Annotated in this window: 27 protein-coding genes, 1 tRNA gene and 1 pseudogene; 3 read left to right on the forward strand and 26 right to left on the reverse strand. The window is 61.6% G+C overall.

The genetic code is table 11. The features are described from left to right. Window positions 1-86: 86 nt before the first annotated feature. Window positions 87-162, reverse strand: a tRNA-Lys gene (locus FJ527_RS03545). A gap of 255 nt (window positions 163-417) precedes the next feature. Between FJ527_RS03545 and FJ527_RS03550 the strand changes: the two genes are divergently transcribed. Beyond that, a complete protein-coding gene (locus FJ527_RS03550; protein ID WP_015317740.1) occupies window positions 418-888 on the forward strand; it encodes a BA14K family protein in 471 nt (156 codons plus the stop codon). Window positions 889-993: 105 nt separating this feature from the next. Here FJ527_RS03550 and FJ527_RS29890 read toward each other — a convergent pair whose 3' ends face one another. From FJ527_RS29890 to FJ527_RS03630, 17 genes and pseudogenes are all read right to left on the reverse strand, one after another. Next, window positions 994-1,266 carry a DUF6882 domain-containing protein gene (locus tag FJ527_RS29890; protein WP_348642612.1) on the reverse strand — a complete coding sequence of 91 codons (273 nt, stop codon included), beginning with the start codon at window positions 1,264-1,266 and terminating at the stop codon, window positions 994-996. Window positions 1,267-1,306: 40 nt separating this feature from the next. Continuing rightward, a pseudogene (locus FJ527_RS29895) lies at window positions 1,307-1,471 on the reverse strand (DUF6882 domain-containing protein); the annotation flags it as partial. A gap of 32 nt (window positions 1,472-1,503) precedes the next feature. Further along, the gene (glpK, locus tag FJ527_RS03560) at window positions 1,504-2,997 is read right to left on the reverse strand and encodes a glycerol kinase GlpK (protein ID WP_140821751.1); all 1,494 of its coding nucleotides are present in this window, start codon (window positions 2,995-2,997) and stop codon (window positions 1,504-1,506) included. Between the two features lie 91 nt (window positions 2,998-3,088). After that, window positions 3,089-4,816, reverse strand: a complete 1,728-nt coding sequence (locus FJ527_RS03565; protein ID WP_015317738.1) for an ABC transporter substrate-binding protein — start codon at window positions 4,814-4,816, stop codon at window positions 3,089-3,091. A gap of 79 nt (window positions 4,817-4,895) precedes the next feature. Continuing rightward, window positions 4,896-5,183, reverse strand: a complete 288-nt coding sequence (locus FJ527_RS03570; RefSeq protein WP_015317737.1) for a DUF2160 domain-containing protein — start codon at window positions 5,181-5,183, stop codon at window positions 4,896-4,898. Window positions 5,184-5,185: 2 nt separating this feature from the next. Further along, window positions 5,186-6,103: a carbohydrate ABC transporter permease gene (locus FJ527_RS03575; RefSeq protein ID WP_140821753.1), complete on the reverse strand. Its 918-nt coding sequence runs from the start codon at window positions 6,101-6,103 to the stop codon at window positions 5,186-5,188. Window position 6,104: 1 nt separating this feature from the next. Then, window positions 6,105-6,971 (reverse strand): sugar ABC transporter permease, encoded by an 867-nt coding sequence (locus tag FJ527_RS03580; RefSeq protein ID WP_027044598.1) that lies wholly within the window; start codon window positions 6,969-6,971, stop codon window positions 6,105-6,107. Next, window positions 6,972-8,039, reverse strand: coding sequence for an ABC transporter ATP-binding protein (locus FJ527_RS03585; RefSeq protein ID WP_140821755.1), 1,068 nt, complete (start codon window positions 8,037-8,039; stop codon window positions 6,972-6,974). It abuts the gene before it with no gap. Between the two features lie 10 nt (window positions 8,040-8,049). Further along, a complete protein-coding gene (locus FJ527_RS03590) occupies window positions 8,050-9,129 on the reverse strand; it encodes an ABC transporter ATP-binding protein (protein WP_140821757.1) in 1,080 nt (359 codons plus the stop codon). Window positions 9,130-9,170: 41 nt separating this feature from the next. After that, the gene (gene glpD, locus FJ527_RS03595) at window positions 9,171-10,697 is read right to left on the reverse strand and encodes a glycerol-3-phosphate dehydrogenase (RefSeq protein WP_140616337.1); all 1,527 of its coding nucleotides are present in this window, start codon (window positions 10,695-10,697) and stop codon (window positions 9,171-9,173) included. A gap of 126 nt (window positions 10,698-10,823) precedes the next feature. After that, window positions 10,824-11,591 carry a DeoR/GlpR family DNA-binding transcription regulator gene (locus tag FJ527_RS03600; protein ID WP_015317731.1) on the reverse strand — a complete coding sequence of 256 codons (768 nt, stop codon included), beginning with the start codon at window positions 11,589-11,591 and terminating at the stop codon, window positions 10,824-10,826. Between the two features lie 127 nt (window positions 11,592-11,718). Continuing rightward, the gene (locus tag FJ527_RS03605; RefSeq protein ID WP_140821759.1) at window positions 11,719-13,131 is read right to left on the reverse strand and encodes a pyridoxal-dependent decarboxylase; all 1,413 of its coding nucleotides are present in this window, start codon (window positions 13,129-13,131) and stop codon (window positions 11,719-11,721) included. Window positions 13,132-13,245: 114 nt separating this feature from the next. Then, complete coding sequence (locus tag FJ527_RS03610; RefSeq protein ID WP_023773863.1) at window positions 13,246-13,977, reverse strand: peptidase; 732 nt, start codon at window positions 13,975-13,977, stop codon at window positions 13,246-13,248. A 31-nt stretch (window positions 13,978-14,008) separates the two neighbouring features. After that, complete coding sequence (locus tag FJ527_RS03615) at window positions 14,009-14,800, reverse strand: transglutaminase family protein (protein WP_140821761.1); 792 nt, start codon at window positions 14,798-14,800, stop codon at window positions 14,009-14,011. Between the two features lie 64 nt (window positions 14,801-14,864). Then, complete coding sequence (locus FJ527_RS03620) at window positions 14,865-15,806, reverse strand: alpha-E domain-containing protein (RefSeq protein WP_140821762.1); 942 nt, start codon at window positions 15,804-15,806, stop codon at window positions 14,865-14,867. A gap of 141 nt (window positions 15,807-15,947) precedes the next feature. Continuing rightward, window positions 15,948-17,360 (reverse strand): circularly permuted type 2 ATP-grasp protein, encoded by a 1,413-nt coding sequence (locus tag FJ527_RS03625; RefSeq protein ID WP_181166272.1) that lies wholly within the window; start codon window positions 17,358-17,360, stop codon window positions 15,948-15,950. A gap of 171 nt (window positions 17,361-17,531) precedes the next feature. Further along, complete coding sequence (locus tag FJ527_RS03630) at window positions 17,532-17,768, reverse strand: Lrp/AsnC family transcriptional regulator (RefSeq protein WP_010909609.1); 237 nt, start codon at window positions 17,766-17,768, stop codon at window positions 17,532-17,534. Between the two features lie 319 nt (window positions 17,769-18,087). Here FJ527_RS03630 and FJ527_RS03635 point away from each other — a divergent pair, with 319 nt between their 5' ends. Next, window positions 18,088-18,507, forward strand: coding sequence for a DUF4864 domain-containing protein (locus tag FJ527_RS03635; RefSeq protein ID WP_015317725.1), 420 nt, complete (start codon window positions 18,088-18,090; stop codon window positions 18,505-18,507). Window positions 18,508-18,513: 6 nt separating this feature from the next. Here the strand turns inward: FJ527_RS03635 and tgt are convergent, their stop codons facing one another. From tgt to coaD, 7 genes are read right to left on the reverse strand one after another with little or no spacing between them, the layout of a single operon-like run. Then, window positions 18,514-19,644, reverse strand: coding sequence for a tRNA guanosine(34) transglycosylase Tgt (gene tgt, locus FJ527_RS03640; RefSeq protein WP_140821764.1), 1,131 nt, complete (start codon window positions 19,642-19,644; stop codon window positions 18,514-18,516). After that, window positions 19,637-19,906, reverse strand: coding sequence for a hypothetical protein (locus FJ527_RS03645; RefSeq protein ID WP_140821766.1), 270 nt, complete (start codon window positions 19,904-19,906; stop codon window positions 19,637-19,639). Before FJ527_RS03645 ends, tgt begins: the two co-directional genes overlap by 8 nt. Continuing rightward, window positions 19,896-20,981 (reverse strand): tRNA preQ1(34) S-adenosylmethionine ribosyltransferase-isomerase QueA, encoded by a 1,086-nt coding sequence (queA, locus tag FJ527_RS03650; protein WP_140821768.1) that lies wholly within the window; start codon window positions 20,979-20,981, stop codon window positions 19,896-19,898. The genes FJ527_RS03645 and queA overlap by 11 nt, the downstream gene beginning before the upstream one ends. Before the next feature lie 6 nt (window positions 20,982-20,987). Next, window positions 20,988-21,437 carry a DMT family transporter gene (locus FJ527_RS03655; RefSeq protein WP_023773870.1) on the reverse strand — a complete coding sequence of 150 codons (450 nt, stop codon included), beginning with the start codon at window positions 21,435-21,437 and terminating at the stop codon, window positions 20,988-20,990. 11 nt (window positions 21,438-21,448) lie between these two features. After that, window positions 21,449-21,961, reverse strand: coding sequence for a peptidylprolyl isomerase (locus FJ527_RS03660; RefSeq protein WP_015317720.1), 513 nt, complete (start codon window positions 21,959-21,961; stop codon window positions 21,449-21,451). 28 nt (window positions 21,962-21,989) lie between these two features. After that, window positions 21,990-22,577: a peptidylprolyl isomerase gene (locus tag FJ527_RS03665; protein WP_140616324.1), complete on the reverse strand. Its 588-nt coding sequence runs from the start codon at window positions 22,575-22,577 to the stop codon at window positions 21,990-21,992. A gap of 15 nt (window positions 22,578-22,592) precedes the next feature. Further along, window positions 22,593-23,093: a pantetheine-phosphate adenylyltransferase gene (gene coaD, locus FJ527_RS03670; protein ID WP_015317718.1), complete on the reverse strand. Its 501-nt coding sequence runs from the start codon at window positions 23,091-23,093 to the stop codon at window positions 22,593-22,595. A 194-nt stretch (window positions 23,094-23,287) separates the two neighbouring features. Here coaD and FJ527_RS03675 point away from each other — a divergent pair, with 194 nt between their 5' ends. After that, a complete protein-coding gene (locus FJ527_RS03675; RefSeq protein ID WP_015317717.1) occupies window positions 23,288-23,440 on the forward strand; it encodes a hypothetical protein in 153 nt (50 codons plus the stop codon). Between the two features lie 65 nt (window positions 23,441-23,505). On the opposite strand, the gene gyrA is transcribed toward FJ527_RS03675, so the two are convergent. Next, window positions 23,506-26,304: a DNA gyrase subunit A gene (gyrA, locus tag FJ527_RS03680; RefSeq protein WP_140821770.1), complete on the reverse strand. Its 2,799-nt coding sequence runs from the start codon at window positions 26,302-26,304 to the stop codon at window positions 23,506-23,508. Window positions 26,305-26,455 lie beyond the last annotated feature (151 nt).

The raw sequence follows: 26,455 nt of genomic DNA on the forward strand, positions 1-26,455 counted from the left end.
ACTCCAAAACCCCTTCGGGCCAAAAGTGTTACCCATGTCTCCGGTATAAACCGTAACCTATGTGTCCGGAACGGACCATTTGACGATGGTGAGCGCGATGGGATTCGAACCCATGACCTACTGATTAAAAGTCAGTTGCTCTACCGGCTGAGCTACGCGCTCCCGCGGGCTCGAAAAGGCCGCCCTCGAAATTGCGCGGAACATAGGGAGAGTGCCGCGACCGGTCAACCGGAAAAGAGGGGTTCCAAACCTGCTCTTTGCCCTAATTCGCTGCCCCTTGCTTGTTCCCCCGGGTTCTGGCGACCAGCCCGGCGGTTTGGGTTTCGTGCGGGAACGGCTGCCTACACGGCGGAACAAATCCGACGCACTGTCGTTTTTTGCCAAAGGGACGTTCGCCAACCCTCGAGGAGAATACCAATGAATAGAATCACAACGGGCCTGCTTGCCGCCACCCTTTCGGCGACATTCGTCGCGGCGGAGGTGGTGCCGGTCAACGCCCAGCCCAACTTCGTGCCACTCTCCCAGGCGGCAGCGCCGGATGTGCAGACGGTGCAATACCGGGAGTGGAGGAGAAACCGCTCCTTCGACCGCAATTTCTCGCGCAATCGAAGCTTTAGCCGCAACGGTGACATGTATTGGAATGGGCATCGCGGCTATCGTGAATATCGCCGCGGCTATCGCCGTCATGGCGACTACTGGTTCCCGCTGGCCGCCTTCGCGACTGGCGCGCTGATCACCGGCGCGATTGTCAACAACGAGAACAACCGCGTCTATGAAGGCAACTCGCACGTTCAGTGGTGCTACGATCATTATCGGAGCTACCGCGCTTCCGACAACACCTTCCAGCCGAACAATGGTCCTCGTCGGGAGTGCCGCTCCCCTTACTGATCCGTATTGAGTATCAGTAGCTGGTAATGGTGAGTAAAGGCCCGCGTGTAGAAGACGCGGGCCTTGTCGCGTCTATCCTAACATGGTTGGCAGTGGTCGCGTTTGTCAGCTGGCCCAGCTCAGGCTCTTGATAACCAGGTAAAGACCGCCACCTTTGCCGCGGGGAGAGCGGTACGCTCCAACAGCGTCGCAAATCCGTACCATAGCCCCGCTGAGTTCCCATCCGAGTGCTTCGAGGTCGTCGTCGGTATCGACCACGTAAGCCTGCGCCAGCTCGTCGATGCCGTTCTGTTCCCCGAAGGATCGGACCTGCTTTGCGTCCGCAAGGAGTTCGTCGGGCAGGTTGGAGTTCGCCCAGGCCCCACAGCCAGTTGCCAGCCATTGTGCTCGTGGAACCCGCGATCTGGATTTCGGCGACGACCGCGACCTTCCCTTCCTGTGAAAACAGCAGCTTCCCCGCTGTCAGGTCGTAGTCATAGCGCGGCCAGTGCCCCAAGTGGAAATCCTTCTCCAGACGGGCGTTCTTCGCGGTAAGCTGTTCGAATGCCTCCGCGCACCAGTTGCTATACCATTCCGGCGTCATTTCCCCCTCGCCAAGCCCTCACCTCAAGGCGATTATGGCACGCTCAATGTCCGGCGCACAGCGTCCCGCCAGCCCATCAATTTGACGGACCGGGTAGCGGATTCCATCTCGGGCACGAACCGCCGCTCCAGGGCCCAGGTCTTCGCGAATTCCCGCGCCTTCGGCCATACGCCGGCCTTCGAACCGGCAAGCCATGCCGCCCCCAGCGCGGTCGTCTCCAGAATTGTCGGCCGATCGACCGGCGCGTCGAGAATGTCGGCCAGGCGCTGCATGGTCCAGTCCGATGCCACCATGCCGCCATCGACCCTGAGCACCGTCTTTGCCTTGGCGCCCTTCCAATCCTTGTGCATGGCGTCGAGCAGGTCGCGGGTCTGGTAGGCGACGGATTCCAGTGCCGCGCGGGCAAACTCCGCCGGTCCGGTGTTGCGGGTCAATCCGAAAATCGCGCCCCGCGCCTCGGCATCCCAGTGCGGCGCACCGAGCCCGACAAAGGCCGGCACCAGATAGACGTTCTGCGTCGGATCGGCTTCCGCCGCGAGTTTGCCGCTCTGTTCTGCCTTGCCGATCACCTTGATGCCGTCGCGCAGCCATTGCACGGCAGCCCCAGCGATGAAGATCGAGCCTTCCAGCGCATAGGTGGTCTTGCCGTTCAGCCGATAGGCAATGGTGGTCAAGAGTCGGTTCTTCGACCGCACCAGGTCGCTGCCGGTGTTGAGCAACGCAAAACAGCCGGTGCCATAGGTGGATTTCATCATGCCCGGCTCGAAGCAGGCCTGGCCAATCGTCGCGGCATGCTGGTCGCCGGCAACGCCGAGGATTCTGATTTCGGCGCCAAACAGGTTTTTCTCTGTTATTCCATAATCATCGGCGCAATCCTTGACTTCGGGCAGCATCGCGGCGGGGATGCGCAGGATGGCCAGCAGCTCTTCGTCCCAGGCATTCTCCGCAATGTTGTAGACCAGCGTGCGCGACGCGTTGGTGGCATCCGTGGCGTGAACCTTGCCGCCGGTCAGCCGCCAGATCAAAAAGCTGTCGATGGTGCCGGCGAGCAGCTCGCCCTTCTCGGCACGCTTCCTCGCGCCCTTCACCTTGTCCAGCATCCAGGCGATCTTGGTGCCGGAGAAATAGGGGTCGAGCAGCAGGCCGGTCTTGCGGGTGAATTTCTTCTCAAGCCCCTGCTTCCTGAGCTTCTGGCATAGCGGAGCGGTGCGCCGGTCCTGCCAGACAATGGCGTTGTGAATCGGTTTGCCGGTCGCTTTGTCCCAGATGACGACCGTCTCGCGCTGGTTGGTGATGCCGATCGCAGCCACATCCGAAGCGTCGCGGCCGGCATTCTTCAGCGCGGCCCTCACCGTCTCAATGACGCTCGACCAGATCTCCTCCGGGTCGTGTTCGACCCAGCCTGAGGCCGGATAGTGCTGGGCGAATTCCTTCTGCCCGCTGCCTGCGACATTCATCGTGCCGTCGAACAGGATCGCCCGTGTCGATGTCGTTCCCTGGTCGATCGCAAGCACCAAACCGCTCATTCTGCATCCTCCGCCTTAACAAAAAGAAGGGAGACGGCAACGCGCCGCCTCCCTCAATTTCACACGGGCGCGAACGCCCGCATAGATCGTCTTACTTTTGCCAGCTCTTGACCAGTTCGTCGTAGTTGATGGTGACCGGCTTTTCCTTCTCGTTCTCGATCTTGAGCTGAGGCGCGAGATTGCCCTTCTTGACCGCGTCGGCGTTCCAGTAGGCGAGATCATGCTCTTCGGCCATCTTCGGGCCGATATCGCCCTGGACACCCGATTTCTCGATGCGGCTCATGACCTTCTCCTGCTCGCCGCAGAGCGAGTCCATCGCTTCCTGCGCCGTCTTGGCTCCGGACGACGCATCGCCGATTGCCTGCCACCAGAGCTGAGCCAGCTTCGGATAGTCAGGCACGTTGGTGCCGGTCGGGGACCACTGCACACGGGCGGGTGAGCGGTAGAACTCGATCAGGCCGCCGAGCTTCGGCGCACGTTCGGTGAAGCTCTTGTCGTGGATAGTACTCTCGCGGATGAAAGTCAGGCCGACATGGCTCTTCTTCACGTCCACGGTCTTCGAGGTGACGAATTGCGCGTAAAGCCAGGCGGCCTTGGCGCGATCGGTCGGCGTCGACTTCATCAGCGTCCAGGAACCCACGTCCTGGTAGCCGAGCTTCATGCCGTCCTTCCAGTAGACGCCGTGCGGCGACGGCGCCATGCGCCACTTCGGCGTGCCATCGTCGTTCAGCACCGCCTTGGCGCCGGCGTCGACCATCGAAGCGGTGAAGGCGGTGTACCAGAAGATCTGCTGGGCAACCGCCCCTTGCGCCGGCACCGGGCCGGATTCAGAGAAGGTCATGCCTTGCGCTTCGGCAGGCGCGTAGGCTTTCAACCAGTCGAGATACTTCTGGATCGAATAGACCGCCGCAGGACCATTGGTATCGCCGCCGCGGGCGGTGCAGGAGCCGACAGGGCGTGAATTCTCGTCGACCTTGATGCCCCACTCGTCGACCGGCAAGCCATTCGGCAGGCCCTTGTCGCCATTGCCGGCCATCGACAGCCAGGCGTCGGTGAACCGCCAGCCCAGCGACGGGTCCTTCTTGCCGTAGTCCATGTGGCCATAGACCTTCTTGCCGTCTATCTCGCGACCGGTGAAGAATTCGGCGATGTCCTCATACGCCGACCAATTGACCGGAACGCCGAGGTCGTAGCCGTATTTCGCCTTGAAGTCGGCCTTGTTCTTCTCGTCGTTGAACCAGTCGTAACGGAACCAGTAGAGGTTGGCGAACTGCTGATCGGGCAGTTGGTAGAGCTTCTTGTCGGGAGCCGTCGTGAACGAGGTGCCGATGAAGTCCTTCAGGTCCAGGTTCGGATTTGTGACGTCCTTGCCCTCACCCGCCATCCAGTCGGTCAGATTGCGCACCTGCTGGTAGCGCCAGTGGGTGCCGATCAGGTCGGAATCGTTGACCCAGCCGTCATAGAGGTTCTGGCCGGTCTGCATCTGCGTCTGGATCTTCTCAACGACGTCGCCTTCCTGGATAACGTCATGTGTGATCTTGATGCCGGTGATGGCGGTAAAGGCCGGCGCCAGCACCTGCGATTCATACTGGTGGGTGGCGATGGTTTCAGAGACGACCTTGATGTCCATGCCGGCGAACGGCTTGGCGGCGTCGATGAACCATTGCATTTCGGCTTCCTGATCGGCGCGCGAAAGCGTCGACAGGGGGCCGATTTCCTTGTCCAGGAAGGACTTGGCTTCGTCCATTCCGGCATAGGCATTGCCTGCCCCCAGCAACAGGACAAGGGCGGTCGTTGACGTTAAAAATTGCCGTCGCATTAGTTTCCTCCACAGTTTTAAGTTTCAAGTGCGATCTGGAGCAGTCGCCGGCACGCGGCCGCTCCAACAGTTTCCCCCTCTATACGTAGCGGAACACGCCGACGGCGTAGACCACGGAGAGAGCGAGAGCCCACCAAAGGTTGGATCCGACGAGACCCAGCCAAGCGAGATGAATAAAGGCACTGCCAAGCAGCGACAGAAACAGGCGATCGCCGCGTGTCGTCTCGAAGCGCAGCATGCCGACGCGCGGATTGCCGCCTGGCGAGGCGTATTCCCAAGCGGCCATGCCGCACAGCAACAGAAGAATGGTGGCGAAGAAAGCGGCCGTCGGCCACGTCCACGCCATCCAGGAGAGGTCGAGATTCATGATCATACCCTCCCCAGGGCGAAGCCCTTGGCGATATAGTTGCGGACAAACCAGATGACGAGCGCGCCAGGGATCAGCGTCAGCACGCCGGCTGCGGCAAGGAGGCCCCAGTCCATGCCGGCGGCCGATACGGTGCGCGTCATGGTGGCGGCGATCGGCTTGGCGTCGGTGGTGGTCAGTGTGCGCGCGATCAACAGTTCCACCCATGAGAACATGAAGCAGAAGAAGCAGGCGACGCCGATGCCGCTGGCGATCAGCGGCATGAATATCCTGACAAAGAAGCGCGGGAACGAATAGCCGTCGATATAGGCGGTTTCATCGATCTCCTTCGGCACGCCCGACATGAAGCCTTCGAGGATCCACACCGCCAGCGGCACGTTGAACAGGCAGTGCGCCAGCGCCACCGCAATGTGCGTGTCGATGAGGCCGAAGGCCGAATAGAGCTGGAAGAACGGCAGTGCGAACACGGCCGGCGGCGCCATGCGGTTGGTCAGCAGCCAGAAGAATAGATGCTTATCGCCGAGGAAACGATAGCGCGAGAAAGCGTAAGCCGCAGGCAGCGCCACCGACACCGAAATCAACATGTTCATGACGACATAGGTGATCGAGTTGATGTAGCCGGAATACCAAGCCCTCTGCGTGAAGATGGTGACGTAGTTGGCGATTGTCGGCGTGTGCGGGTAGAGCGTCATCGAGTTGACGATCTCGGCATTGGTCTTGAAGCTCATATTGATGAGCCAGTAAATCGGCAGCAGAAGTACGATGATGTAGAGCGTCGGCACGATCCACCACCAGTGCGATTCCTCGCCGCGCCGGCGCATGCGCCTGTCGAGATCGCTCTGCGACAGTGTACCGGCGAGACTTTCCGAGGCGGTCCCGTTCATCGCATTGCGCTCGGTTCGTTCATTGGCGCCAGCCATTTCAGCGCTCCGCGTCGTAATTGGTCATCACGGTGTAGAACACCCATGACAACAACAGGATGATGAGGAAGTAGACCAGCGACATGGCGGCCGCCGGGCCAAGGTCGAACTGGCCGAGCGCCGTCTTGACGAGGTCGATCGACAGGAAGGTCGTCGAGTTGCCCGGCCCGCCGCCGGTGACGACGAACGGTTCGGTGTAGATCATGAAACTGTCCATGAAGCGCAGCAGCACGGCGATCAAAAGGACGCGCTGCATCTTCGGCAGCTGGATGTAGCGGAATACCGCCCAGCGCGAGGCCCCGTCGATCTTTGCCGCCTGGTAGAAGGCATCGGGGATCGAGACCAGCCCGGCATAGCAGAGCAGCACGACGAGGCTGGTCCAGTGCCAGACATCCATGACGATGATCGTCACCCAGGCATCGAACGGATCCTGCACGTAATTGTAGTCGATGCCGATCGCGTTGAGGTAATAGCCCAACAGTCCGATGTCGTTGCGTCCGAACACCTGCCAGATGGTGCCGACGACATTCCACGGGATCAGCAGTGGCAGCGACATCAGCACCAGGCAGACCGGCACGCCCCAGCCCTTCTTAGGCATGTTGAGCGCGATGAAGATGCCGAGCGGCACCTCGATCGCCAGGATGATAAAGGAAAAGATCAGGTTGCGAACCATCGCTTCCCAGAAGCGGCTGGATGAAAGCAGTTCCTCGAACCATTCGGTGCCGGCCCAGGTGAAGACATTGTTTCCGAACGTGTCCTGCACCGAATAGTTGACCACCGTCATCAGCGGTATGACGGCGGTGAAGGCCACCAGCACCAGCACCGGCAGCACGAGGAACCAGGCCTTGTTGTTCCAGGTCTTGTCCATCTATGCCCCCATCTCGACACGCCAGGAACCGGCATAGATGTTGATGCCGGCCGGATCGAACCGCACCTTCGGTTCGGCTGGCACGGTCTCGTCCTCACCGATGACGGCAGCGATGTCCCTGCCTTCCAGCTTGGCGCGAACCACCTTGTGGCGGCCGACATCCTCGACCTTGGTGATCGAGACGGCCATGCCGTCCCGGCCGAGCCGCACATATTCGGGGCGAATGCCGAGTTCGACGGCGCCGCCGGCGGCTTTGGGCGCGCCCGGCAGTTCGATACGCTGCGAGCCGAGCGTCGCCGTCTTGCCGTCGATCGCCACAGGCATGACGTTCATGCCCGGCGAACCGATGAAATAACCGACAAAGGTATGGCGCGGCCGCTCGAACAGTTCGGCCGGCGTGCCGATCTGCACGATGCCGCCATCATACATGACGACGACCTGGTCAGCGAAGGTCAGCGCCTCGGTCTGGTCGTGGGTGACATACACCATCGTGTAGCCGAAGCGGCGATGAAGCTGTTTCAATTGCGAGCGCAGCACCCACTTCATATGCGGGTCGATGACGGTCAGCGGCTCGTCGAACAGGATGGCGTTGACGTCGGAGCGCACCAGGCCGCGGCCGAGCGAGATCTTCTGCTTCTGGTCAGCGGTCAGGCCCCTGGCCTTCTTCTTGGCCCAGGACGCCAGGTCGATCATCTCCAGCGTCTCGCGCACCTTGCGGTCGACATCTGCCTCCGGTACGCCGCGATTGCGTAGCGGGAAGGCCAGATTGTCATAGACCGTCATGGTGTCGTAGATGACCGGGAACTGGAACACCTGCGCGATATTGCGCTCCTGCGTCGACAGGGTGGTCACGTCCCTGCCGTTGAACAGCAACTGGCCATGCGAGGGATGCAGCAGCCCCGATATGATGTTGAGCAGCGTGGTCTTGCCGCAGCCGGACGGTCCGAGCAGCGCATAGGCACCACCATCCTCGAAAGTGTGATGCACTTCGCGCAGCGCGAAATCGGCATCCTTGCGCGGGTTCGGTAGATAGGAATGCCTGACATGGTTGACGTCGATGCGCGCCATATCGTCCTCCTCAAGCCGCCAGCTTCGGCGCGGTCACGGCCCGGCCGTGCTCGTCGAAGACCATGATGTGACGTGGATCGATGAACACTTCGACCACCGCGTCTGTCTCGAAATCCCTGATGCCATGGGTCAACATCACCCAGGGTACATCGGCAAAGTCGAGATGGATGAAGCTTTCGGACCCGGTGATTTCCGTGATGGTGACTTTCGCCCGCACCGGCACCGCGGAGGCATTGGGCCGGTCGAGCGAAAGATGGTGCGGCTGGAAGCCGACCGTATAGTTCGCATCGGCGATGTCGACGAGATCAGCGGGCACCGGCAGCTTGACGCCGCCCTCCAGCAGAAAATCCGCCCCCTTCTTGGCCAGCACGATGGTGTTGAGCGGCGGATCGGCGAAGGTCCTCGCCGTCACCAGGTCGACCGGTTTGCGGAACACGTCGATGGTCGGCCCAAACTGGGTGATGCGGCCTTCCGACAGCGTTGCCGTATTGCCGCCGAGCAGCAGGGCCTCATGTGGCTCGGTGGTGGCATAGACGAAGATGGTACCGGCGGCCGCGAATATCCTCGGCAGTTCGGCTCGCAATTCCTCGCGCAATTTGTAGTCGAGATTTGCAAGGGGTTCGTCGAGCAGCACAAGGCTGGCATTCTTGACGATGGCGCGCGCCAGCGCGGTGCGCTGCTGCTGCCCGCCCGACAGACTGAGCGGCGTGCGGTCGAGATAGGGGGTCAGTTTGAGGAGTGCCGCCGCTTCGCGCACCTGGCTGTCGATCTTGCCCTGCTCGACGCCGGCCACCTTGAGGGGTGAGGCGATGTTGTCATAGACGGTCATCGCCGGATAATTGATGAACTGCTGGTAGACCATGGCGATCTTGCGCTTCTGCACAGGCGTGCCAGTGACATTCCGGCCGTCGAACCAGACCGAGCCGGAGGTCGGCACATCGAGGCCGGCCATCAGCCGCATCAGGCTGGTCTTGCCTGAAAGTGTGGGCCCGAGCAAAACGTTGAGCGAGCCGTGCTGAAGCGTCAGCGACACGTCGCGGATGTGCTCGACCGCACCGACCGTCTTGGTGACGTTCCTCAGTTCCAGCATGACGCCTCCTCCCAGGCTTTCCGCATCAGCTCAAAACCTCTTCATTCGGCGGCCGCGACGTGCTGCCGGCTTATGCCGCGCATGAATTCATCGAGTGCCGCGACCTGCTCGCGGTTAAGATGCAGGCCGCGCTTGGTTCGCCGCCACAGCACGTCTTCCGCCGTGACAGCCCATTCGTTTTCAACGAGATAGCGCACCTCGGCTTCGTGGAGATCGCCACCGAAATTGCGGCCGAGATCGGCAATCGACTTGGCCAAGCCGAGCAGCACCTGTACACGCGTTCCATAGAGCCTCGTCAGCCGGCGCGCCAAGCGCTGGTCGAGGAAAGGATAGGCGCTTTTCAGCTTCGCCACCTGCGCATCGAAACCCGTGGCCGGAAAATCGCCGCCCGGCAGCGGCGCATCTGATGTCCACGGCTTGCCGCGCTTGCCGAGAAAACCTTCGATCTTCTCCAGCATCGATTCCGACAGCCGGCGATAGGTGGTGATCTTGCCGCCAAACGCGTTGACCAGCGGCGCGGCGCCGTCGCCGCCATCCGCCTTCAGCACATAGTCACGTGTCGCTTCCTGCGCCTTGGAGGCGCCGTCATCGTAGAGCGGACGCACGGCCGAATAGGTCCAGACGATGTCGGAACGCTTGACGGGAACCGCGAAATACTCGCTCGCCGCGGCACAGAGATAGTCGATCTCGGTGTCGCTGATCCTCACATCATGTGGGTCGCCGGGATAATCCTGGTCGGTGGTGCCGATCAGCGTGAACTCGTCCTCGTAGGGGATGGCGAAGATGATGCGGCCGTCCCTGTTCTGGAAGAAATAGGCGCGCGGGTCGTCGAACTTCTTGGCGATGACGATGTGGCTGCCCTGCACGAGGCGGACATTGTGCACGTCGTTGAGGCCGACGACGCCGGACAGCACGTGGTCGACCCAAGGACCCGCCGCATTGACCAGCAACCGTGCCTTGACCTCGTCGGTCTCGCCGGTCCGCAGGTCCTCGATCTTTATCGCCCAGATTCCGCCCTCGCGGCGCGCTCCAACCACTTTGGTGCGAGTCCGGATCGTTGCGCCCCGGTCAGCGGCGTCACGAGCATTCAGCGCCACCAGCCGCGCGTCGTTGACCCAGCCATCCGAATATTCGAAAGCCTTTTTGAACAGCGGCTTCAAAGGCTTGCCCGCCGGGTCGCTTGCCATGTCGAGCGTTCTGGTCGCCGGCAGCAACTTGCGCCCGCCGATGTGGTCGTAAAGGAAAAGGCCGAGCCGGATCAGCCAGGCCGGGCGCAGGCCCTTGGCATAGGGCAGCACGAAGCGCATCGGCCAGATGATGTGCGGAGCGTTCTTCCACAGAACCTCGCGCTCCATCAGCGCCTCGCGCACCAGGCGGAATTCATAGAATTCGAGATAGCGCAGCCCGCCATGGATCAGCTTGGTCGAACCGGACGAGGTTCCGCTGGCGAGATCGTTCATTTCGGCGAGAAAGACCGAGAACCCGCGTCCCACGGCATCGCGGGCGATGCCGCAGCCGTTGATGCCGCCACCTATGACGAAAATGTCCCGGACTGAAGATGTGTCCACCTAGCTCCTCCACGATTTCGCATTGCACCATTTTTGCTCTTTTGCGAAACCGTGGCGGAATTATTTCGAACTCATAACGAATGTCAAACGAAATATCACACGCCTGTGAGAAGACCGTGAATTGCGTCAGCCAAGCGACGTCTCGATGAGCTGAACCTCGGCCTCCTGGCAGATCTTGCGCACGGACGGGATGTCGCAGCGATCGGTGATGAAGGTGTTGACCTGCGACAGATGGCCGATACGCACAGGCGCCGTGCGTTCGAACTTGGTCTGGTCGGAAACCAGGATGACGTGCCTGGCGTTGGCGATGATCGCTTGCGCCACCTTCACCTCGCGGAAATCAAAATCGAGCAGCGCGCCATCATGATCGATAGCCGAGGCGCCGATGACAGCGTAGTCGACCTTGAACTGCCTGATGAAATCAACCGCCGCCTCGCCGACAACACCCCCGTCGGAGCCGCGCACCACTCCGCCCGCAATCACCACCTCGATCGAGGGATAGATGCGCATCCTATTGGCAACATTGATGTTATTGGTGATGACCATCAGGCCGTCGTGATCGAGCAGTGCCTTGCTGACCGCCTCTGTCGTGGTGCCGATGTTGATGAACAGCGAGGCGTTGTCGGGGATCAGCCTGGCCGCCGCGCGGCCTATCGCTTCCTTCTCGTCGGCCGCGATCTTGCGCCTGGCTTCATACTCCATGTTCTCGATACCGGACGGGAACAAGGCGCCGCCATGGACACGCGAAAGCAGCCGCTGGTCGCACAAATCGTTGAGGTCCTTGCGTATGGTCTGCGGCGTCACGTTGAAATGCGTGGCCAGGTCATCAACCAGCACGCGGCCGTTGTCCTTGGCCATCTGGATGATCTCGGCATGGCGCGGCGACAGATACATAAGGCAAGCTCCCGTTTTCGTTTTTCTTGCTTATAATAGAAAACGAAACCGATGAAAAGGTGCAAGCCGGCTAACGAAATCTGATGATTGTACGGGTGAACCTCGGTGCCACCTTCATCCAGCTTTTTCAGGCCGTGGCACGCGCAATTTCGGTAATGGCGGTGAAAGCGGCATCGACGTCTCCCGCCGTCGCGTCGAACTGGCCGACCTGGAAGCGGATCGCCACCTTTCCATCGACCTTCGTTTGCGTCAGGTAGATGCGGCCATCGTCGTTGATCGCATTGACGAGCCGCAGATTGTGCTCGTCGGCATCTGCGCCCGAGGCAGCCTTGTGTCGGAACGAAAACAGCGACAGCATCGGCTCGGTGACGATCTCGAAATCCACCTCCCTTGCCAGCCGAGCGGCAAGGCCCTCGCTCCAGGCGACATGGGTGCGGATCATGGTTCGCAGGTTTTCCAGTCCATGCGCGCGCAGCAGAAACCAAAGCTTCAGCGCCCGGAAGCGCCGACCAAGCGGCACCGACCATTCGGAATAGTTGATGATGCCGTCGCGGCCATGTGTCTTAAGGAATTCGGGCTTGATGGCCAGCGTGCGAACGAGGTCCTCGGGCTGGCGAATGAACTGCATCGAGCAGTCGAATTGCGCGCCCAGCCATTTGTGGGGGTTGAAGACGATGGAATCCGCCAGCTCGGCGCCGGCCCAGAAATGCCGGTACTCCGGGCAGATCATCGCCGACCCGGCCCAGGCGGCATCGACATGCAGGTAGAGCCCATGCCGACCGGCGACCGCCGCAATTGCTGCAATATCGTCCGTGCCCCCGGTGCTGGTGCCGCCGACGCTGGCGATGATGCCGGCGGGCAACATGCCGGCCGCGCGGTCGGCGACGATTGCCGCGTCGAGTGCGGCTGCGTCCATGGCGCGAAAACGGCCGGCGACAGGAATGCGCACGAGATTGTCCTCGCCTATGCCTGACACCCAGATCGCCCGATCGATCGAAGTGTGCACCTGATCGGAGGAATAGATGCGCAATCGGCCCTGCCCGGCCAATCCTTTTTTGTTGCCTTGCCAGTCCAGCGCCCGCTCGCGCATCGTCAACACCGCGTTGAGTGTCGCCGACGAGGCCGAATCCTGGATAACGCCGGAGAATCCTTCCGGCAGGCCGAGCGCCTGGCGCATCCAGTCGACGGTCCGCGTTTCAAGCTCGGTCGCCGCCGGCGAGGTCTGCCAGAGCATGCATTGCGCGGCCATCGCCGACACCAGATATTCAGCCACCACCGAGACCGGCGCCGCGTTGGCCGGGAAATAGGCGAAGAAGCGCGGGTGCTGCCAATGCGTCATCCCCGGCACGATCTTCTCTTGGAAATCGGCGAAAATCCTGTCCATCGACTCCGCGTCTTCGGGCGGCGACGCCTCGATGCTCCTGAAAATGTCGCCCGGCTCGATCAGCGGCCGCACCGGCCGCTCACGCAAATTGTTGCGATAGTCGGCGCCCCAATCGGCGGCGCGTTGCGACCATTGCCGGAAATCATCATTGTTCATCTTGTCCTCCCGACAGGTCATTCGCTGCCGGTGGTAGCCGCCGGCTCCTCAAGATCGGATATTAGTCACCATGTGAAATATTTGAAGCCGCCGACGGGCGGCGAGATATTCGGACTAGCCAGGAAAATCCGGCAGGCTGGCGAAGGCCGTCTTCAGCGCATTCGACCATCCATCGGAGATCGTGCGGTAATACTGGTCGTCCTGGCCGATCCGCTTTTTAAGGCCGACCTGAAAGGCGTCCTGCTCCAGGAAAAGCAGGTCGAGCGGCAGGCCGACCGACAGGTTCGACTTCAGCGTCGAATCGAACGACACCAGAAGCAGTTTCACCGTCTCGGCCAGGCTCATCGTCTTTTCGTAGGCGCGAATGATGATCGGCTTGCCGTACTTGGTTTCTCCGATCTGGAAGAACGGCGTGTCCTCGGTCGACTCGATGAAATTGCCTTCTGGGTAGATCATGAACAGGCGTGGCGGGCTGCCCTTGATCTGCCCGCCGAGGATGAAGGAGGCATTGAAATAGGAATCGGCCTTCTCGCCCGCGGGCGACGATTGCGCGATCACTTCCTTCACCGTGTCGCCGAGCAGCCGCACCGTCTGGTACATGGATGGCGTCTCGAGCAGCTTCTCATGACGGTCGGTCACCGCCTTTGTGCGCTCGTCGAGCAGGCTGACCACGGCCTGTGTCGTCGCCAGGTTGCCAGCCGACATCAGCACGATGACGCGCTCGCCCGGCTGTTCCCAGACATGCATCTTCTTGAAGGTCGAGATCGAATCCATACCGGCGTTGGTACGCGTGTCCGACATGAACACGAGCCCGCGATCGATCTTGAGGCCGACGCAATAGGTCATGGAATCTCTTAAAGGCGGTAATCCCTGGGGATTACTGCTCTACCGTGACGGTGACCGCAAGCAGTTCTTCCGCTTGTCCCAGTCGAATTCCCGACACCGGCGAAGCGTCACGGTAGTCGCGACCGGTGGCCACCTTCACATAGCGTTCGTCGGGAGAAATACCGTTGGCGGGGTCGAAGGCAACCCAGCCGAGCCCCGCGACATGCGCTTCGGCCCAGGCGTGGCTTGCAGCCTGCTCCACCGCATCCATCATCAGATAGCCGCTGACATAGCGGGCCGGAAATCCCATGGCGCGCGCGGCGGCGGCAAAGATGTGGCTATGGTCCTGGCAGACTCCGGTTTTCAGTACCAAAGCTTCCTCGGCCGAGGTCGTCGCATTGGTTGTTCCCGGTGTGTAGGCGACGCGCTCGCCAATGACGGCCATCAGCCGGTGCAGCCTGTCAAGGTCGGTGCCCTTGCCGACCGCCTCGGTAAGATCACGGATGCCGCCGCCTATCATGGTCAAAGCGGTCTCCTGCGCGAACAACCAGAGTGGCGCGAAGCCCTGATGAGGCCCGCAAACACCCGATGTATCGCGCGTCACCACCTCGCCCAACGCTTCGACTGTGATGAAGTCGTGGTCACCCTCGACGCTCAACAGCCTGTTGTCGTTGCCGTAGTGGTCGGTAAATCGCACTTCCTCGCGCGCACCGTCGACCTTCAGCGCCCAGGACAGCACGGTCTGAGTCGGCCCGCTCACGGGAAGCAGCCGCAGCCTCTGGAGCAGATACTGCACCGGTGCGTCGTAGCGGTATTCGGTCCGGTGCGTGATTTTCAGCCGCATGGCCATCTTCCGTTCGCGTGCATGATCTCTAGCGAAAACCGATATCCACTTCCCGGGATCATGCTCAATAAAACCTGTAGTCCTGCGCGATCTCGTCGCCGAGCCTGGTGTTGTCGCGAATAAACCCGGCCAGGAACTCGTGCAGCCCGGCGTCGAATATGTCCTTGATCGACCCTGCTTGCAGCATTGCCTGCGTCTTTTGCGCCGTCGCATGGCAGGCATGGCGCTCGCCATAGTCGTCGCCCAGGAACTTCAGATGCTCTGCCAGGAAGCGATAGCAGAAGGTCAGGGATCGCGGCATGCGGACGTTGAGGATCAGGTAGTCGGCGATGTTGGTCGGCTTATAGTCGGCATCATAAACCCAGCGATACGAGCGATGCGCCGACACCGAGCGCAGGATCGATTCCCACTGATAGTTGTCGAGCGTCGAGCCGACCCAGGAGATCGACGGCAGCAGCACGTAGTATTTCACGTCGAGGATGCGCGCGGTGTTGTCGGCGCGCTCGACATAGGTGCCGAGCTGCGAGAAATCGAAGATCTCGTTGCGCAGCATGGTGCCGTAAAACGAGCCGCGGATCAGCGCTGTCTCGCGCTTGATCGCGTCGAGCACGTTGGGCAGGTCGCGCTCGTCGATCGGCCTCGCCAGCATCCGTTTCAGCGCCATCCAGGCTTCGTTGATGCTCTCCCATGTCTCGCGCGTCAGCGCGGTGCGCACCATGCGCGCATTGTTGCGGGCGGTCTCGATCGACGACATCGTGCTCGATGGGTTCGACGTGTCGCGCAAGAGGAAATCAGAGACATTGGCGGCCGTATAGTCCGGGTATTTCTGCTTGAAGGTGATGTCTGAGCCGGCGCTGAGCAGCACCGAATTCCACTCCTCCGACGCGCTCTGGGTGCGAGTGAGCGCCATGCGCAGCCCGGCGTCGACCAGCCGCGCCATGTTTTCCGCCCGCTCAATATAGCGGTTCATCCAGTAGAGCCCGTTGGCGGTGCGGCCGAGAAGCATGGGAAGGCCCTTCGGGCTAGTGAGTAGGGATTAGTGAATAGTCAGTAGTAAATAGTTGAATCCATATGAGATGTGGCATGCGCTTTCCCTCTGTAGCTGACTACTCACTACTCACTACTCACTAATCCCTACCGGTTCAGCTCAATCATCCAGCACCCAGGTATCTTTCGTCCCGCCACCCTGGGATGAATTCACCACCAGCGAGCCTTCCTTCAGCGCAACGCGCGTCAGGCCGCCGGGCACGATCTGGATGCGATCCGAGACCAGCACGTAGGGCCTGAGATCGACATGGCGCGGCGCCAGCCCCTTTTCCGTCAGGATCGGACAGGTCGAGAGCGCGAGCGTCGGCTGGGCGATGTAATTAGACGGTTTGGCCTGCAGCTTCTTGGCGAAATCCTGACATTCCTTCTTGGTCGCCGCCGGGCCGACCAGCATGCCGTAGCCGCCGGAACCATGCACTTCCTTGATCACCAGTTCGTGGATGTGCTCGAGCACATATTTCAGGCTGTCCGGTTCCGAACAGCGCCAGGTCGGGATGTTGCCGAGGATCGCCTTGCGGCCGGTGTAGAATTCGACGATCTCCGGCATATACGAATAGATCGCCTTGTCGTCGGCGATACCCGTGCCAGGCGCATTGGCGATGGTGATATTGCCGGCGCGATAGACATCCATGATGCCGGGTATGCCAAGCGCTGAATCCGGCCTGAAGGTCAGCGGATCGAGGAAGGAATCATCGACGCGGCGGTAAAGCACGTCGATCTGCTTGTAGCCTTCGGTGGTGCGCATCGCGACATGGCCGTCGACGACGCGCAGATCCTGGCCCTCCACAAGCTGCACACCCATCTGGTCGGCAAGGAAAGCGTGTTCGAAATAGGCGGAATTGAAACTGCCCGGCGTCAGCACCGCGATGGTCGGGGCACCCTTGGTGTTCTGCGGCCGCACGGCCGCCAGCGACTGGCGCAGCAGCTGCGGATAGTTCTCCACTGGCCGCACCTTGATCTTCTGGAACAGCTCGGGGAACAGCTGCATCATCGTTTCGCGGTTCTCCAGCATGTAGGAGACACCGGACGGCGTGCGCGCATTGTCTTCCAGAACGTAGAACTCGTCCTCGCTGATGCGAACGATGTCGACGCCGATAATGTGGGTATAGACGCCGGCCGGCGGCCGCACGCCGATCATCTCCGGCAGGAAGGCTTCGTTCCTGGCGATCAGATCTCTTGGGACGCGGCCGGCGCGCAGGATTTCCTGGCGATGGTAGATGTCGTCGAGGAAGGCGTTCAGCGCCTGTACGCGCTGCTCGATGCCTTGCGTCAGGCGCCGCCACTCATTGCCTGAAATGATGCGAGGGACGATGTCGAACGGGATCAGCCGCTCGGAGGCTTCCTGTTCGCCATAGACGGCGAAGGTAATGCCAGTCTTGCGAAAGACGCGTTCGGCGTCCTGCATCTTCTCGGTAAGCCTGGCTGGATCCTGCTCCTTCAGCCAGCGATCGTAAGCCGAATACGGTCTTCTCAATCCGGAGACTTCCGGAAGCATTTCATCGAACGCTGCCAATCGCATACTCCCCTGTGAAGCCATTTCACTGGCGTCGCGGGAGAAAATCAAGCGCAATCGGTGATTTGGGGGAAGCGGACGATTAGTATGTTGCGGCTGCCCAAAATTAAGGCAGCCCAAATACAAGCTTGATCAGCCTTTGCCTCGTGCCCGGGCAACCGCCTCGCACTGCTAGAAGGCGCGGAAGGTGACGACGGTGAACGTGTCCTTGATGCCGGGAAGAATCTGCACCTTCTCGTTGACGAAATGGCCGACGTCTTCTTCGTCGTCGACATAGAATTTGGCGAGCAGATCGTAGTTGCCGGCGGTGGAGTAGATTTCCGAGGCGATCTCGGCGTCGGCAAGCGCGCTGGCAACCTCATAGGATTTGCCCAGCTCGCATTTGATCTGCACGAAAAACGCCTTCATGGCTTCGTCCCGCTAAACTTCCAGGTCCAAGCGGCCCTTCTGGCAGACTGGAGGCAGCCTTTCAAGCACTGGAATGCGCGCTTAGCCGGCGCGGGGTCCCGGCCACCGCCTCGCGCGGCCCCGCAACCGGCATGCCGTGCTTGCAGAGCCTGCCGCCGATCACCAGCGCGGGCATGCCCTGCAATATCGTTCGTGCATGGCTTCTGCACCGAGGCGCGACGAATATTGGCGGCCGCTGAAACCGTGAGGCGCCCTGGCACGTATGTTAGGATGTCTCCTGGAACTTCTGGAGGCGGTTCGAGGACGGTGGAGACAAGCCATGCGCCGCGGCTTTTTCGCATTCGCGTTCGTTTCGCTCATGCTGGCTTTCCAGGCGTCTGCCGGAGATGCCGAGATCAAGGCTGGCCAGGCCGTCATCGACAGTCAGTTGAAGGCCCTCATCGCCGATGACGGCGCCAAGGCGTACAGCTTTGCCGCCCCAAACGTGAAGCAGATATTCCCGACCGTCGATGCCTTCATGAATATGGTGACCAATGGCTACCCGCCTGTGCGCAAACCCCAGTCCTACGCTTTCGGCAAGGTCGAGCAGACTGGTCCCGGTTCTATCGTCCAGCAGGTACTGATCGTCGGCCCGGACGGCAAGGATTATGAGGCGGTCTACACGCTGCAGCAGCAGCCTGACGGCACATTCCAGATCACCGGCTGCAGCCTGCGGGCGTCGAACTCCCTCAGCACCTGAACGGGTTTACAGCGCCGGGATATCGCCCCTCGCCCAGCCTTCGCTGATCCCCGCCCCGCGCGTCTCGAAGGTGCCGGTTTCGATCGCGGCGCGGATGTCCTGCATCAGCTTCTGGTAGTAGGACAGGTTGTTCCAGGTCAGCAGCATTGCGCCGAGCGCCTCCTGCGAGCGCACCAGATGGTGCAGATAGGCACGCGAATATTCCCTGGCTGCCGGGCAGTCGCTCTCTTCATCGAGCGGGCGCGGATCGTCGGCATGGCGGGCGTTGCGCAGGTTGACCTTGCCGCGCCTGGTATAGGCTAGGCCGTGCCGGCCGGCCCGCGTCGGCATCACGCAATCGAACATGTCGATGCCGCGGGCAACCGATTTCAGGATATCGTCCGGGGTTCCCACGCCCATCAGATAGCGTGGCTTGTCGTCTGGCAGTTCGGGACAGGTGATGTCGAGCATGTCGAGCATCACCGCCTGCGGCTCGCCGACGGCCAGGCCGCCGACAGCATAGCCCTTGAGCTTCATCGCGCTCAGCGCATGTGCCGAGCGCACCCTGAGCGCCGCGTTGTCACCACCCTGCACGATGCCGAACATCGCTTTGCCCGGCTGGTCGCCGAACGCCGTCTTGCAGCGTTCCGCCCAGCGCAGCGACAGTTCCATGGCGCGCTCGATCTCCCTGATCTCGGCCGGCAACGCGGTGCATTCATCGAGTTGCATCTGGATGTCGGAATCGAGCAGACCTTGAATTTCGATTGAGCGCTCCGGCGACATCTCGTAGGCCGCGCCATCGATGTGCGAACGGAACGTGACGCCCTTTTCTGTCAGCTTCCTCAGCTTCGACAGCGACATTACCTGAAAACCGCCGCTGTCGGTCAGGATCGGGTGCGGCCAGCGGGCGAATTCGTGCAGACCGCCGAGCCGCGCCACGCGCTCGGCCCCGGGCCGCAGCATCAGGTGATAGGTGTTGCCCAGGATAATGTCGGCGCCAACGCCGCGCACCTGGTCCATGTACATGGCCTTGACCGTGCCACCGGTGCCGACCGGCATGAAGGCCGGCGTGCGGATTTCGCCGCGCGGCATGTCGATCAGGCCGCGCCGCGCCTTGCCATCGGTCGCCAACACCTTGAAGGTGAAATTCTCAGCCATTGAATTCCTTGTCGAATACCGGCGCATCCGGCGCCTGCTCGTCGAGCGACTGACGGTATTGGATGCAGCCGCGTATGAATTTTGGCCAGGGCGGCACCGCGATTGACGGCTCGGTCTTTTCCGGCAGCAGGTCCCACAGATCGGGATGATGCCAGCAGAGATCATGACCTGTGGTATCCCGGTGCGCGCGAATGCCGGCGCGCAGCCTTTTCACTTCCGCGATCAGCCTGTCGCGGTCGAAGGTCTGCAGATCATCGTCCATCGTTCTCCTCCCTGAACAGAAGACTGGCGTCTCCATAGGAATAGAACCTGTAACCGCTCTCGATGGCATGCGCATAGGCGGCACTCATCGTGTCGAGGCCACTGAAAGCCGAGACCAGCATGAACAGCGTCGAGCGCGGCAGATGGAAGTTGGTCATCAGCATGTCGGCCGTGCGAAAGCGGTAGCCGGGCGTGATGAAGATGTCGGTCGGTCCGGACCATGGCGCCAGCGTGCCGTCCTCACGCGCCGCACTCTCGAGCAGGCGCAGCGAGGTCGTGCCGACGGCAATGACGCGCCCGCCCCTCGCCTTCGCCGCATTGAGCGCATCGGCGGTCGCCTGGCTGACCGAGCCGATCTCGGCATGCATCTTATGGTCCGCGGTATCGTCCGCCTTGACCGGCAGGAACGTACCGGCGCCCACATGCAAGGTGACGAAGCGGCGTTCGACCCCTTTGGCGTCCAGCGCCGCGAAAAGCGCCGGCGTGAAGTGCAGGCCCGCGGTGGGCGCCGCTACCGCACCTTCTTCCCGGGCATAGATGGTCTGGTAGTCGGCACGATCGCGCTCGTCGTCATCGCGCTTCGAGGCGATGTAGGGCGGCAGCGGAATGTGGCCGACCGCGTGCAGCGCTTCGTCGAGGAAAGGACCGGATAGATCAAAGCCGAGCAGCGCTTCGCCACCCTCGCCTTTTTCGATCACGGTGGCGTCGAGCTGGCCGAGGAAACAGGAATTGCCGTCATGGCCGAAATGGATGCGGTCGCCGGCGGCAATGCGCTTGCCCGGCCGCATGAAGGCCAGCCAGCGGTCCGGCGCCATGCGCATGTGCAGCGTGGCCTCGACCTGCGACTGTGCTTCGCCGCGCCGCCTGAAGCCTTTCAACTGCGCCGGAATGACCTTGGTGTCGTTGAAGACCAGCACGTCGCCGGCGCGGAGCAAGGATGGCAGGTCGCCAACCGTCCTGTCCTCCAGCCCCTTGCCTGGCTTGACCACCAGCATTTTGGCGCTGTCGCGCGGTTCTGCCGGGCGAAGCGCGATGCGCTCCTCCGGCAGGTCGAAGTCAAAGAGGTCGACGCGCATCGGGACTCAAAACAGCCGAACGAGCAGCGCTCCGGCCAGCAGAAGCACCGCGCCGGCGACGCGGCCGAGCGAGATTTCACGCACGGCGACCCCAAGGAAGCCGACGCGGTCGATGAGCATACCCGCAAGCAGCTGGCCGGCCACCAGGAACGCCATCAGCGCGGCCGCGCCGATGCGCGGCGTCAGGATCGTCGAAAGCGTGACATAGAAGCCGCCAAGCATGCCGCCGGCGACAAACAACCAGGGCGCGGGCGCCTTCCAGTCAAGCGAGATGCCCTGCAGCTTCACCACCGTGACGGAGATGATGCCAAGCACGACCGCGCCCGACAGGAACGAAAACGCCGCCGCCGCGACCGGGAGACCCAAGCCGCGCGCAAGCTGCGAATTGATCGGCGCCTGGATGGCAATGAAGGCGCCGGACAGGATGCCGAGAAGCGACCATACGACGCCCATCATTGTCGTTGTCCTTACTTGACGTCGGCCGCGACCTTTAGGGACACGATCTTGTCGGGATCCTGCACCGGCTCGCCGCGCTTGATCTTGTCGACATTGTCCATGCCCTCGATGACCTGGCCCCAGACCGTGTACTGGCGGTTGAGGAACGCGGCGTCGTCGAAGCAGATGAAGAACTGCGAATTGGCCGAGTTCGGGTTCTGCGAACGAGCCATCGAGCAGGTGCCGCGGCCGTGGTTCGCGTTGGAGAACTCGGCCTTCAGGTCAGGCTTTTCCGAGCCGCCCATGCCGGCGCGAGACGGCGCGAAGCTGGGCTTGCTGGAATTGCCGAATTTCACGTCGCCGGTCTGCGCCATGAAGCCTTCGATGACGCGGTGGAAGACGACGCCGTCATAGGCGCCTTCACGCGCCAGTTCCTTGATGCGGGCGACATGGCCGGGAGCCAAATCGGGAAACAGTTCGATGACGACCTTGCCCTTGGTCGTTTCCATGATGAGCGCGTTCTCGCGGTCCTTGATCTCAGCCATGTCAGATATCCTTTTTGTAAAAATGGAACTATTTGTCGGCGGCGATGCGCACTTTGATCATCCGGTCGGGATCGGTGACCGTGCCATTGTCCGCCTCGTCGCCCTTCTTGATCTTGTCCACCAGGTCCATGCCGCTGACGACATTGCCGACGATCGTATACTGGCCATCGAGCGGCGGCGCCGGTGCGAACATGATGAAGAACTGCGAATTGGCGGAGTTCGGATCCTGCGAACGGGCCATGCCGACCACGCCGCGCTTGTAATGCTCGGCCTGCGAGAACTCGGCGGGCAGGTCGGGCAGGTCGGAGCCGCCGGTGCCGACGGCCTGGGCATTGAAGCCCTTGTTCATGTTACCGAACTTGACGTCGCCGGTCTGCGCCATGAAGCCATCGATGACACGGTGGAATGCGACATTGTCGTAGGCATGGTCACGCACCAGCTTCTTGATCTGCGCGACATGCTTGGGCGCCAGATCGGGGCGCAGCGCGATGGTCACGTCGCCATCTTTCAGCGTGATGATCATCGTGTTTTCCGGATCTGCGGCATAGGCCGAGACCGATGCGGTCACGAGACCGGCGAGCACAACAAGGAATGAGGCGAGCCTTTTGAGCTGCATGAGGGTTCTCCGAGCTTATTTCGCGAATTTTGCGGTGAGCGCGCCGGCCACGGCCGCCGGCACGAAGGGGCGGATGTCGCCACCCATCGAGGCTATCTGGCGCACAAGTGTGGCGGTAATGGTGCGCACCGACGGGCTGGCAGGCAGGAAAACCGTCTGCAGCTCAGGCGCCATGGTTTCGTTCATGCCGGCCATCTGCATTTCGTAATCGAGGTCGGTGCCGTCGCGCAGACCGCGGATCATGATCGAGGCGCCTTCTCTCCTGGCCGCATCGATCACCAGTCCATCGAAGGCAACCACCTTGATGCGGGCGCCGTCGCGGCCGAATTCGGCTTTCGCGGCGGCTTCGATCAACTGCACCCGATCCTCGAACGAAAACAGCGGCTTCTTGCCCGGATGAATGCCGATCGCGGCATAAACAATGTCGGCCACCGCCAGCGACGCTTTCAGCACATCGAGATGGCCGTTGGTCAGCGGGTCGAAGGAGCCGGCATAAAGGGCGATGCGTTCGGTCATGGCGGAGCTTCTAGCGAGCCTCTATCACAAAGGCAAATCCGATTGGCAGGCGGCCCATGAACCTTTTCCGGCGCATGAACGACAGATGAACACGCTGATCACGAAGCCTTCACGCAGCGGTCACTAGGCTGCACCCTTAATAAGATGAAACCAAAGTCCCATATATCCGTTGTAAGGCGCAGGAGAACACGCACATGCTGATCTACATGCTCGCCACCGCAATGACCGTCGCCATGCTGATCGCCACAGTATTCGGGCTGCATCAGGAAGCGCAGCGCATCCGCGTCAAGGCCACGACCAAACGCTTCGAAGGCTTCGGCCTGCGCAAGCCGTATCGCCACTATTAACAGTCCGCACTTGCTGCCGCGCCGGCCGACAGGCCGGCGTTGCTATGTCCAACCTGCTCCAGGAACTATTCGGCGTTATCTGGACCGCTGTCATTCGAATCCGGCCCCGCGCCACCCTCGACGGCCTCTTCCACTTCCTCGTCCGATTGCGGCTCCGAAATCCGCTCGACCGAAACCACCTTTTCACCTTCAGCCGTGTTGAAGATGGTCACGCCCTTGGTGGCGCGGCTAGCGAAACGGATGCCGTTAACGGGTACCCGGATGACGGTGCCGCCATCCGACACCAGCATGATCTGATCGTCATTGCCGACCGGGAAGGTTGCCACCAGCTGGCCGATTTCGGCTGCCTTGGACACGTCGGTGGCACGGATGCCCTTGCCGCCGCGGCCGGTCAGGCGGAAATCGTAGGACGACGAGCGCTTGCCGTATCCATATTCAGTCACCGTCAGCACGTACTGCTCATGCGCCTTGAGGAATTCGTAGCGGTCGTCTGGAAGCTCGGTCTCCTCGCCGATCTCCTCATTGGTGAGCGCGATCTCTTCTTCCTCTCCGGCTGTCTCGGCGGCAAGCCGCCGCTCCGACGCCGCCCGCTTGAGGTAAGCGGCGCGTTCCGCCGGTGAAGCATTGACATGCTCGATCACCGACATGGAGATGATGCGGTCGGTTTCAGCCATGGTTATGCCGCGAACGCCGACGGAATTGCGGCTCTGGAAGACGCGCACGTCGCCGACGGAGAAGCGAATGCACTGGCCCGAATTCGCCGTCAGAAGCACGTCGTCATTGTCGGTGCAGGTCTCGACGCCGAGAATTTCGTCGCCCTCCTCCTCCAGCTTCATGGCGATCTTGCCGTTGCGATTGACCTGGACGAAGTCGGACAATTTGTTGCGGCGCACGGTGCCGCGCGTCGTGGCGAACATCACGTCGAGATCGCCCCAGCTCGTCTCGTCCTCGGGCAGCGGCATGATGGTGGTGATGCGCTCGCCCTGCTCCAGCGGCAGCATGTTGATCAGCGCCTTGCCGCGTGACTGCGGGTTGCCGATCGGCAGCCGCCAGACCTTTTCCTTGTAGACGATGCCGCGCGAGGAGAAGAACAGCACCGGCGTGTGGGTGTTGGCCACGAACAGCCGGGTGACGAAATCCTCTTCCTTGGTCGACATGCCGGAGCGGCCCTTGCCGCCGCGGCGCTGCGCCCGATAGAGCGACAGCGGCACGCGCTTGATGTAGCCGGAATGGCTCACCGTCACGACCATGTCCTCGCGCTGGATCAGATCCTCGTCTTCCATGTCCGCGCCGCCATCGGTGAGCTCGGTGCGGCGTGGCGTGCCGAATTCGTCGCGCACGGCGGCGAGCTCGTCCTTGACGATCTGCTGGATGCGCGCGCGCGACGACAGAATGTCGAGGTAGTCCTTGATCTCGTCGCCGATCGTATTCAACTCATCGGCGATTTCGTCGCGGCCAAGCGCGGTCAGGCGCTGCAGGCGCAGTTCGAGGATAGCGCGCGCCTGTTCCTCGGACAGATTGTAGGTGCCGTCCTCGTTGATACGATGGCGCGGATCGTCGATCAGGAGGATCAACGATTCAACGTCACCCGAGGGCCAGCGCCGCTCCATCAACTGCTCGCGCGCCGTCTGCGGGTCCGGCGCGGTACGGATCAGCTTGATGACCTCGTCGATGTTGGCGACGGCGATGGCCAGGCCAACCAGCACATGGGCGCGGTCCCGCGCCTTGCGCAGCAGGAACTTCGTCCGCCGGCTGATCACCTCCTCGCGGAAGGTGACGAACGCCTTCAGCATGTCGGTCAGGTTCAGCAGTTCCGGCTTGCCGCCGTTCAGAGCCACCATATTGGCGCCGAAAGAGGTCTGCAGCGGCGTGAACCGGTAGAGCTGGTTGAGGACGACGTCGGCAACGGCGTCACGCTTGAGCTCGATGACGACGCGATAACCCTGGCGGTCGCTTTCGTCGCGGATATCGGAAATGCCCTCGACGCGCTTGTCGCGCACCAGTTCGGCCATCTTCTCGATCATCGAGGCCTTGTTCACCTGATAGGGAACCTCGGTGATGATGATCGATTCGCGGTCATTGCCGCGCTGCTCTATGTAGACCTTGCCGCGCATGACGATGGAGCCGCGGCCGGTGGAATAGGCGCTGTAGATGCCGGAGCGGCCAAGCACGATGCCGCCGGTCGGGAAATCGGGGCCTGGAATGATCTCCATCAGCGCCGGCAGGTCGATCGCCGGATTGTCGATGACGGCAATAGCGGCGTTGCAGACTTCACCGAGATTGTGCGGCGGAATGTTGGTGGCCATGCCGACGGCAATGCCGCCCGAACCGTTGACCAGCAGATTGGGAAAGCGCGCCGGCAGAACCTTCGGCTCGGTGTCCGAAGCATCATAAGTGTCCTGGAAATCGACGGTATCCTTGTCGATGTCCTCCAACAGCTCGTGCGCGACCTTGGTCAGGCGCGATTCGGTGTAGCGCATCGCCGCCGGCGGATCGCCGTCGATTGAACCGAAATTGCCCTGCCCGTCGATCAGCGGCACGCGCAGCGACCAGTCCTGCGCCATGCGCACCAAGGCGTCATAGATCGAGGCGTCGCCATGCGGATGGTATTTACCCATCACGTCGGCGACGGGGCGCGCCGATTTCACATATTTGCGGTTCCAGTGGTAGCCGCTCTCATGGGCGGCATAGAGGATGCGACGGTGCACCGGCTTCAGGCCGTCGCGCACATCGGGCAGCGCACGGCTGACGATCACGCTCATGGCGTAATCGAGATAGGAGCGCTGCATCTCCTCGATGATGGATATCGGCTCGATGCCGCTGGGGCCGCCGTCTGTGCCGCGCGGTGTCTTCTGGTCGGTCAAATCGGATCACAATCTAATCAGGAATCACTCACTGCTTATATAGGAAGCGAGGCCGAAACTCCAATGTCCGGGGCACTTTTCCAGTGTCAATTTTAGCGGTAATTTCAAGTGGATACCACTGATTGCGACGATATGGCCACGACCCTTTCGC

It is taken from the genome of Mesorhizobium sp. B2-4-18, assembly GCF_006441385.1.
GTDB lineage: Bacteria > Pseudomonadota > Alphaproteobacteria > Rhizobiales > Rhizobiaceae > Mesorhizobium > Mesorhizobium australicum.

Bases quoted from the DNA above. Each gene is read 5' to 3' on its own strand.
- FJ527_RS03655 (WP_023773870.1), bottom strand. From the start codon at position 21,437: ATGATGGGCGTCGTATGGTCGCTTCTCGGCATCCTGTCCGGCGCCTTC.
- FJ527_RS03635 (WP_015317725.1), top strand. From the start codon at position 18,088: ATGCGCCGCGGCTTTTTCGCATTCGCGTTCGTTTCGCTCATGCTGGCT.
- FJ527_RS03620 (WP_140821762.1), bottom strand. From the start codon at position 15,806: ATGCTTCTCGGCCGCACCGCCAACGGGCTCTACTGGATGAACCGCTAT.
- FJ527_RS03605 (WP_140821759.1), bottom strand. From the start codon at position 13,131: ATGAACAATGATGATTTCCGGCAATGGTCGCAACGCGCCGCCGATTGG.
- FJ527_RS03550 (WP_015317740.1), top strand. From the start codon at position 418: ATGAATAGAATCACAACGGGCCTGCTTGCCGCCACCCTTTCGGCGACA.
- tgt (WP_140821764.1), bottom strand. From the start codon at position 19,644: ATGGCTGAGAATTTCACCTTCAAGGTGTTGGCGACCGATGGCAAGGCG.
- FJ527_RS03675 (WP_015317717.1), top strand. From the start codon at position 23,288: ATGCTGATCTACATGCTCGCCACCGCAATGACCGTCGCCATGCTGATC.
- FJ527_RS03600 (WP_015317731.1), bottom strand. From the start codon at position 11,591: ATGTATCTGTCGCCGCGCCATGCCGAGATCATCCAGATGGCCAAGGAC.
- FJ527_RS03585 (WP_140821755.1), bottom strand. From the start codon at position 8,039: ATGGCGCGCATCGACGTCAACCATGTCAGGCATTCCTATCTACCGAAC.
- glpK (WP_140821751.1), bottom strand. From the start codon at position 2,997: ATGAGCGGTTTGGTGCTTGCGATCGACCAGGGAACGACATCGACACGG.
- FJ527_RS03575 (WP_140821753.1), bottom strand. From the start codon at position 6,103: ATGGCTGGCGCCAATGAACGAACCGAGCGCAATGCGATGAACGGGACC.
- FJ527_RS03645 (WP_140821766.1), bottom strand. From the start codon at position 19,906: ATGGACGATGATCTGCAGACCTTCGACCGCGACAGGCTGATCGCGGAA.
- FJ527_RS03610 (WP_023773863.1), bottom strand. From the start codon at position 13,977: ATGACCTATTGCGTCGGCCTCAAGATCGATCGCGGGCTCGTGTTCATG.
- FJ527_RS03660 (WP_015317720.1), bottom strand. From the start codon at position 21,961: ATGGCTGAGATCAAGGACCGCGAGAACGCGCTCATCATGGAAACGACC.
- coaD (WP_015317718.1), bottom strand. From the start codon at position 23,093: ATGACCGAACGCATCGCCCTTTATGCCGGCTCCTTCGACCCGCTGACC.
- FJ527_RS03615 (WP_140821761.1), bottom strand. From the start codon at position 14,800: ATGCGGCTGAAAATCACGCACCGGACCGAATACCGCTACGACGCACCG.
- FJ527_RS03580 (WP_027044598.1), bottom strand. From the start codon at position 6,971: ATGGACAAGACCTGGAACAACAAGGCCTGGTTCCTCGTGCTGCCGGTG.
- FJ527_RS03590 (WP_140821757.1), bottom strand. From the start codon at position 9,129: ATGCTGGAACTGAGGAACGTCACCAAGACGGTCGGTGCGGTCGAGCAC.
- FJ527_RS03570 (WP_015317737.1), bottom strand. From the start codon at position 5,183: ATGAATCTCGACCTCTCCTGGATGGCGTGGACGTGGCCGACGGCCGCT.
- FJ527_RS03630 (WP_010909609.1), bottom strand. From the start codon at position 17,768: ATGAAGGCGTTTTTCGTGCAGATCAAATGCGAGCTGGGCAAATCCTAT.
- queA (WP_140821768.1), bottom strand. From the start codon at position 20,981: ATGCGCGTCGACCTCTTTGACTTCGACCTGCCGGAGGAGCGCATCGCG.
- FJ527_RS03665 (WP_140616324.1), bottom strand. From the start codon at position 22,577: ATGCAGCTCAAAAGGCTCGCCTCATTCCTTGTTGTGCTCGCCGGTCTC.
- FJ527_RS03565 (WP_015317738.1), bottom strand. From the start codon at position 4,816: ATGCGACGGCAATTTTTAACGTCAACGACCGCCCTTGTCCTGTTGCTG.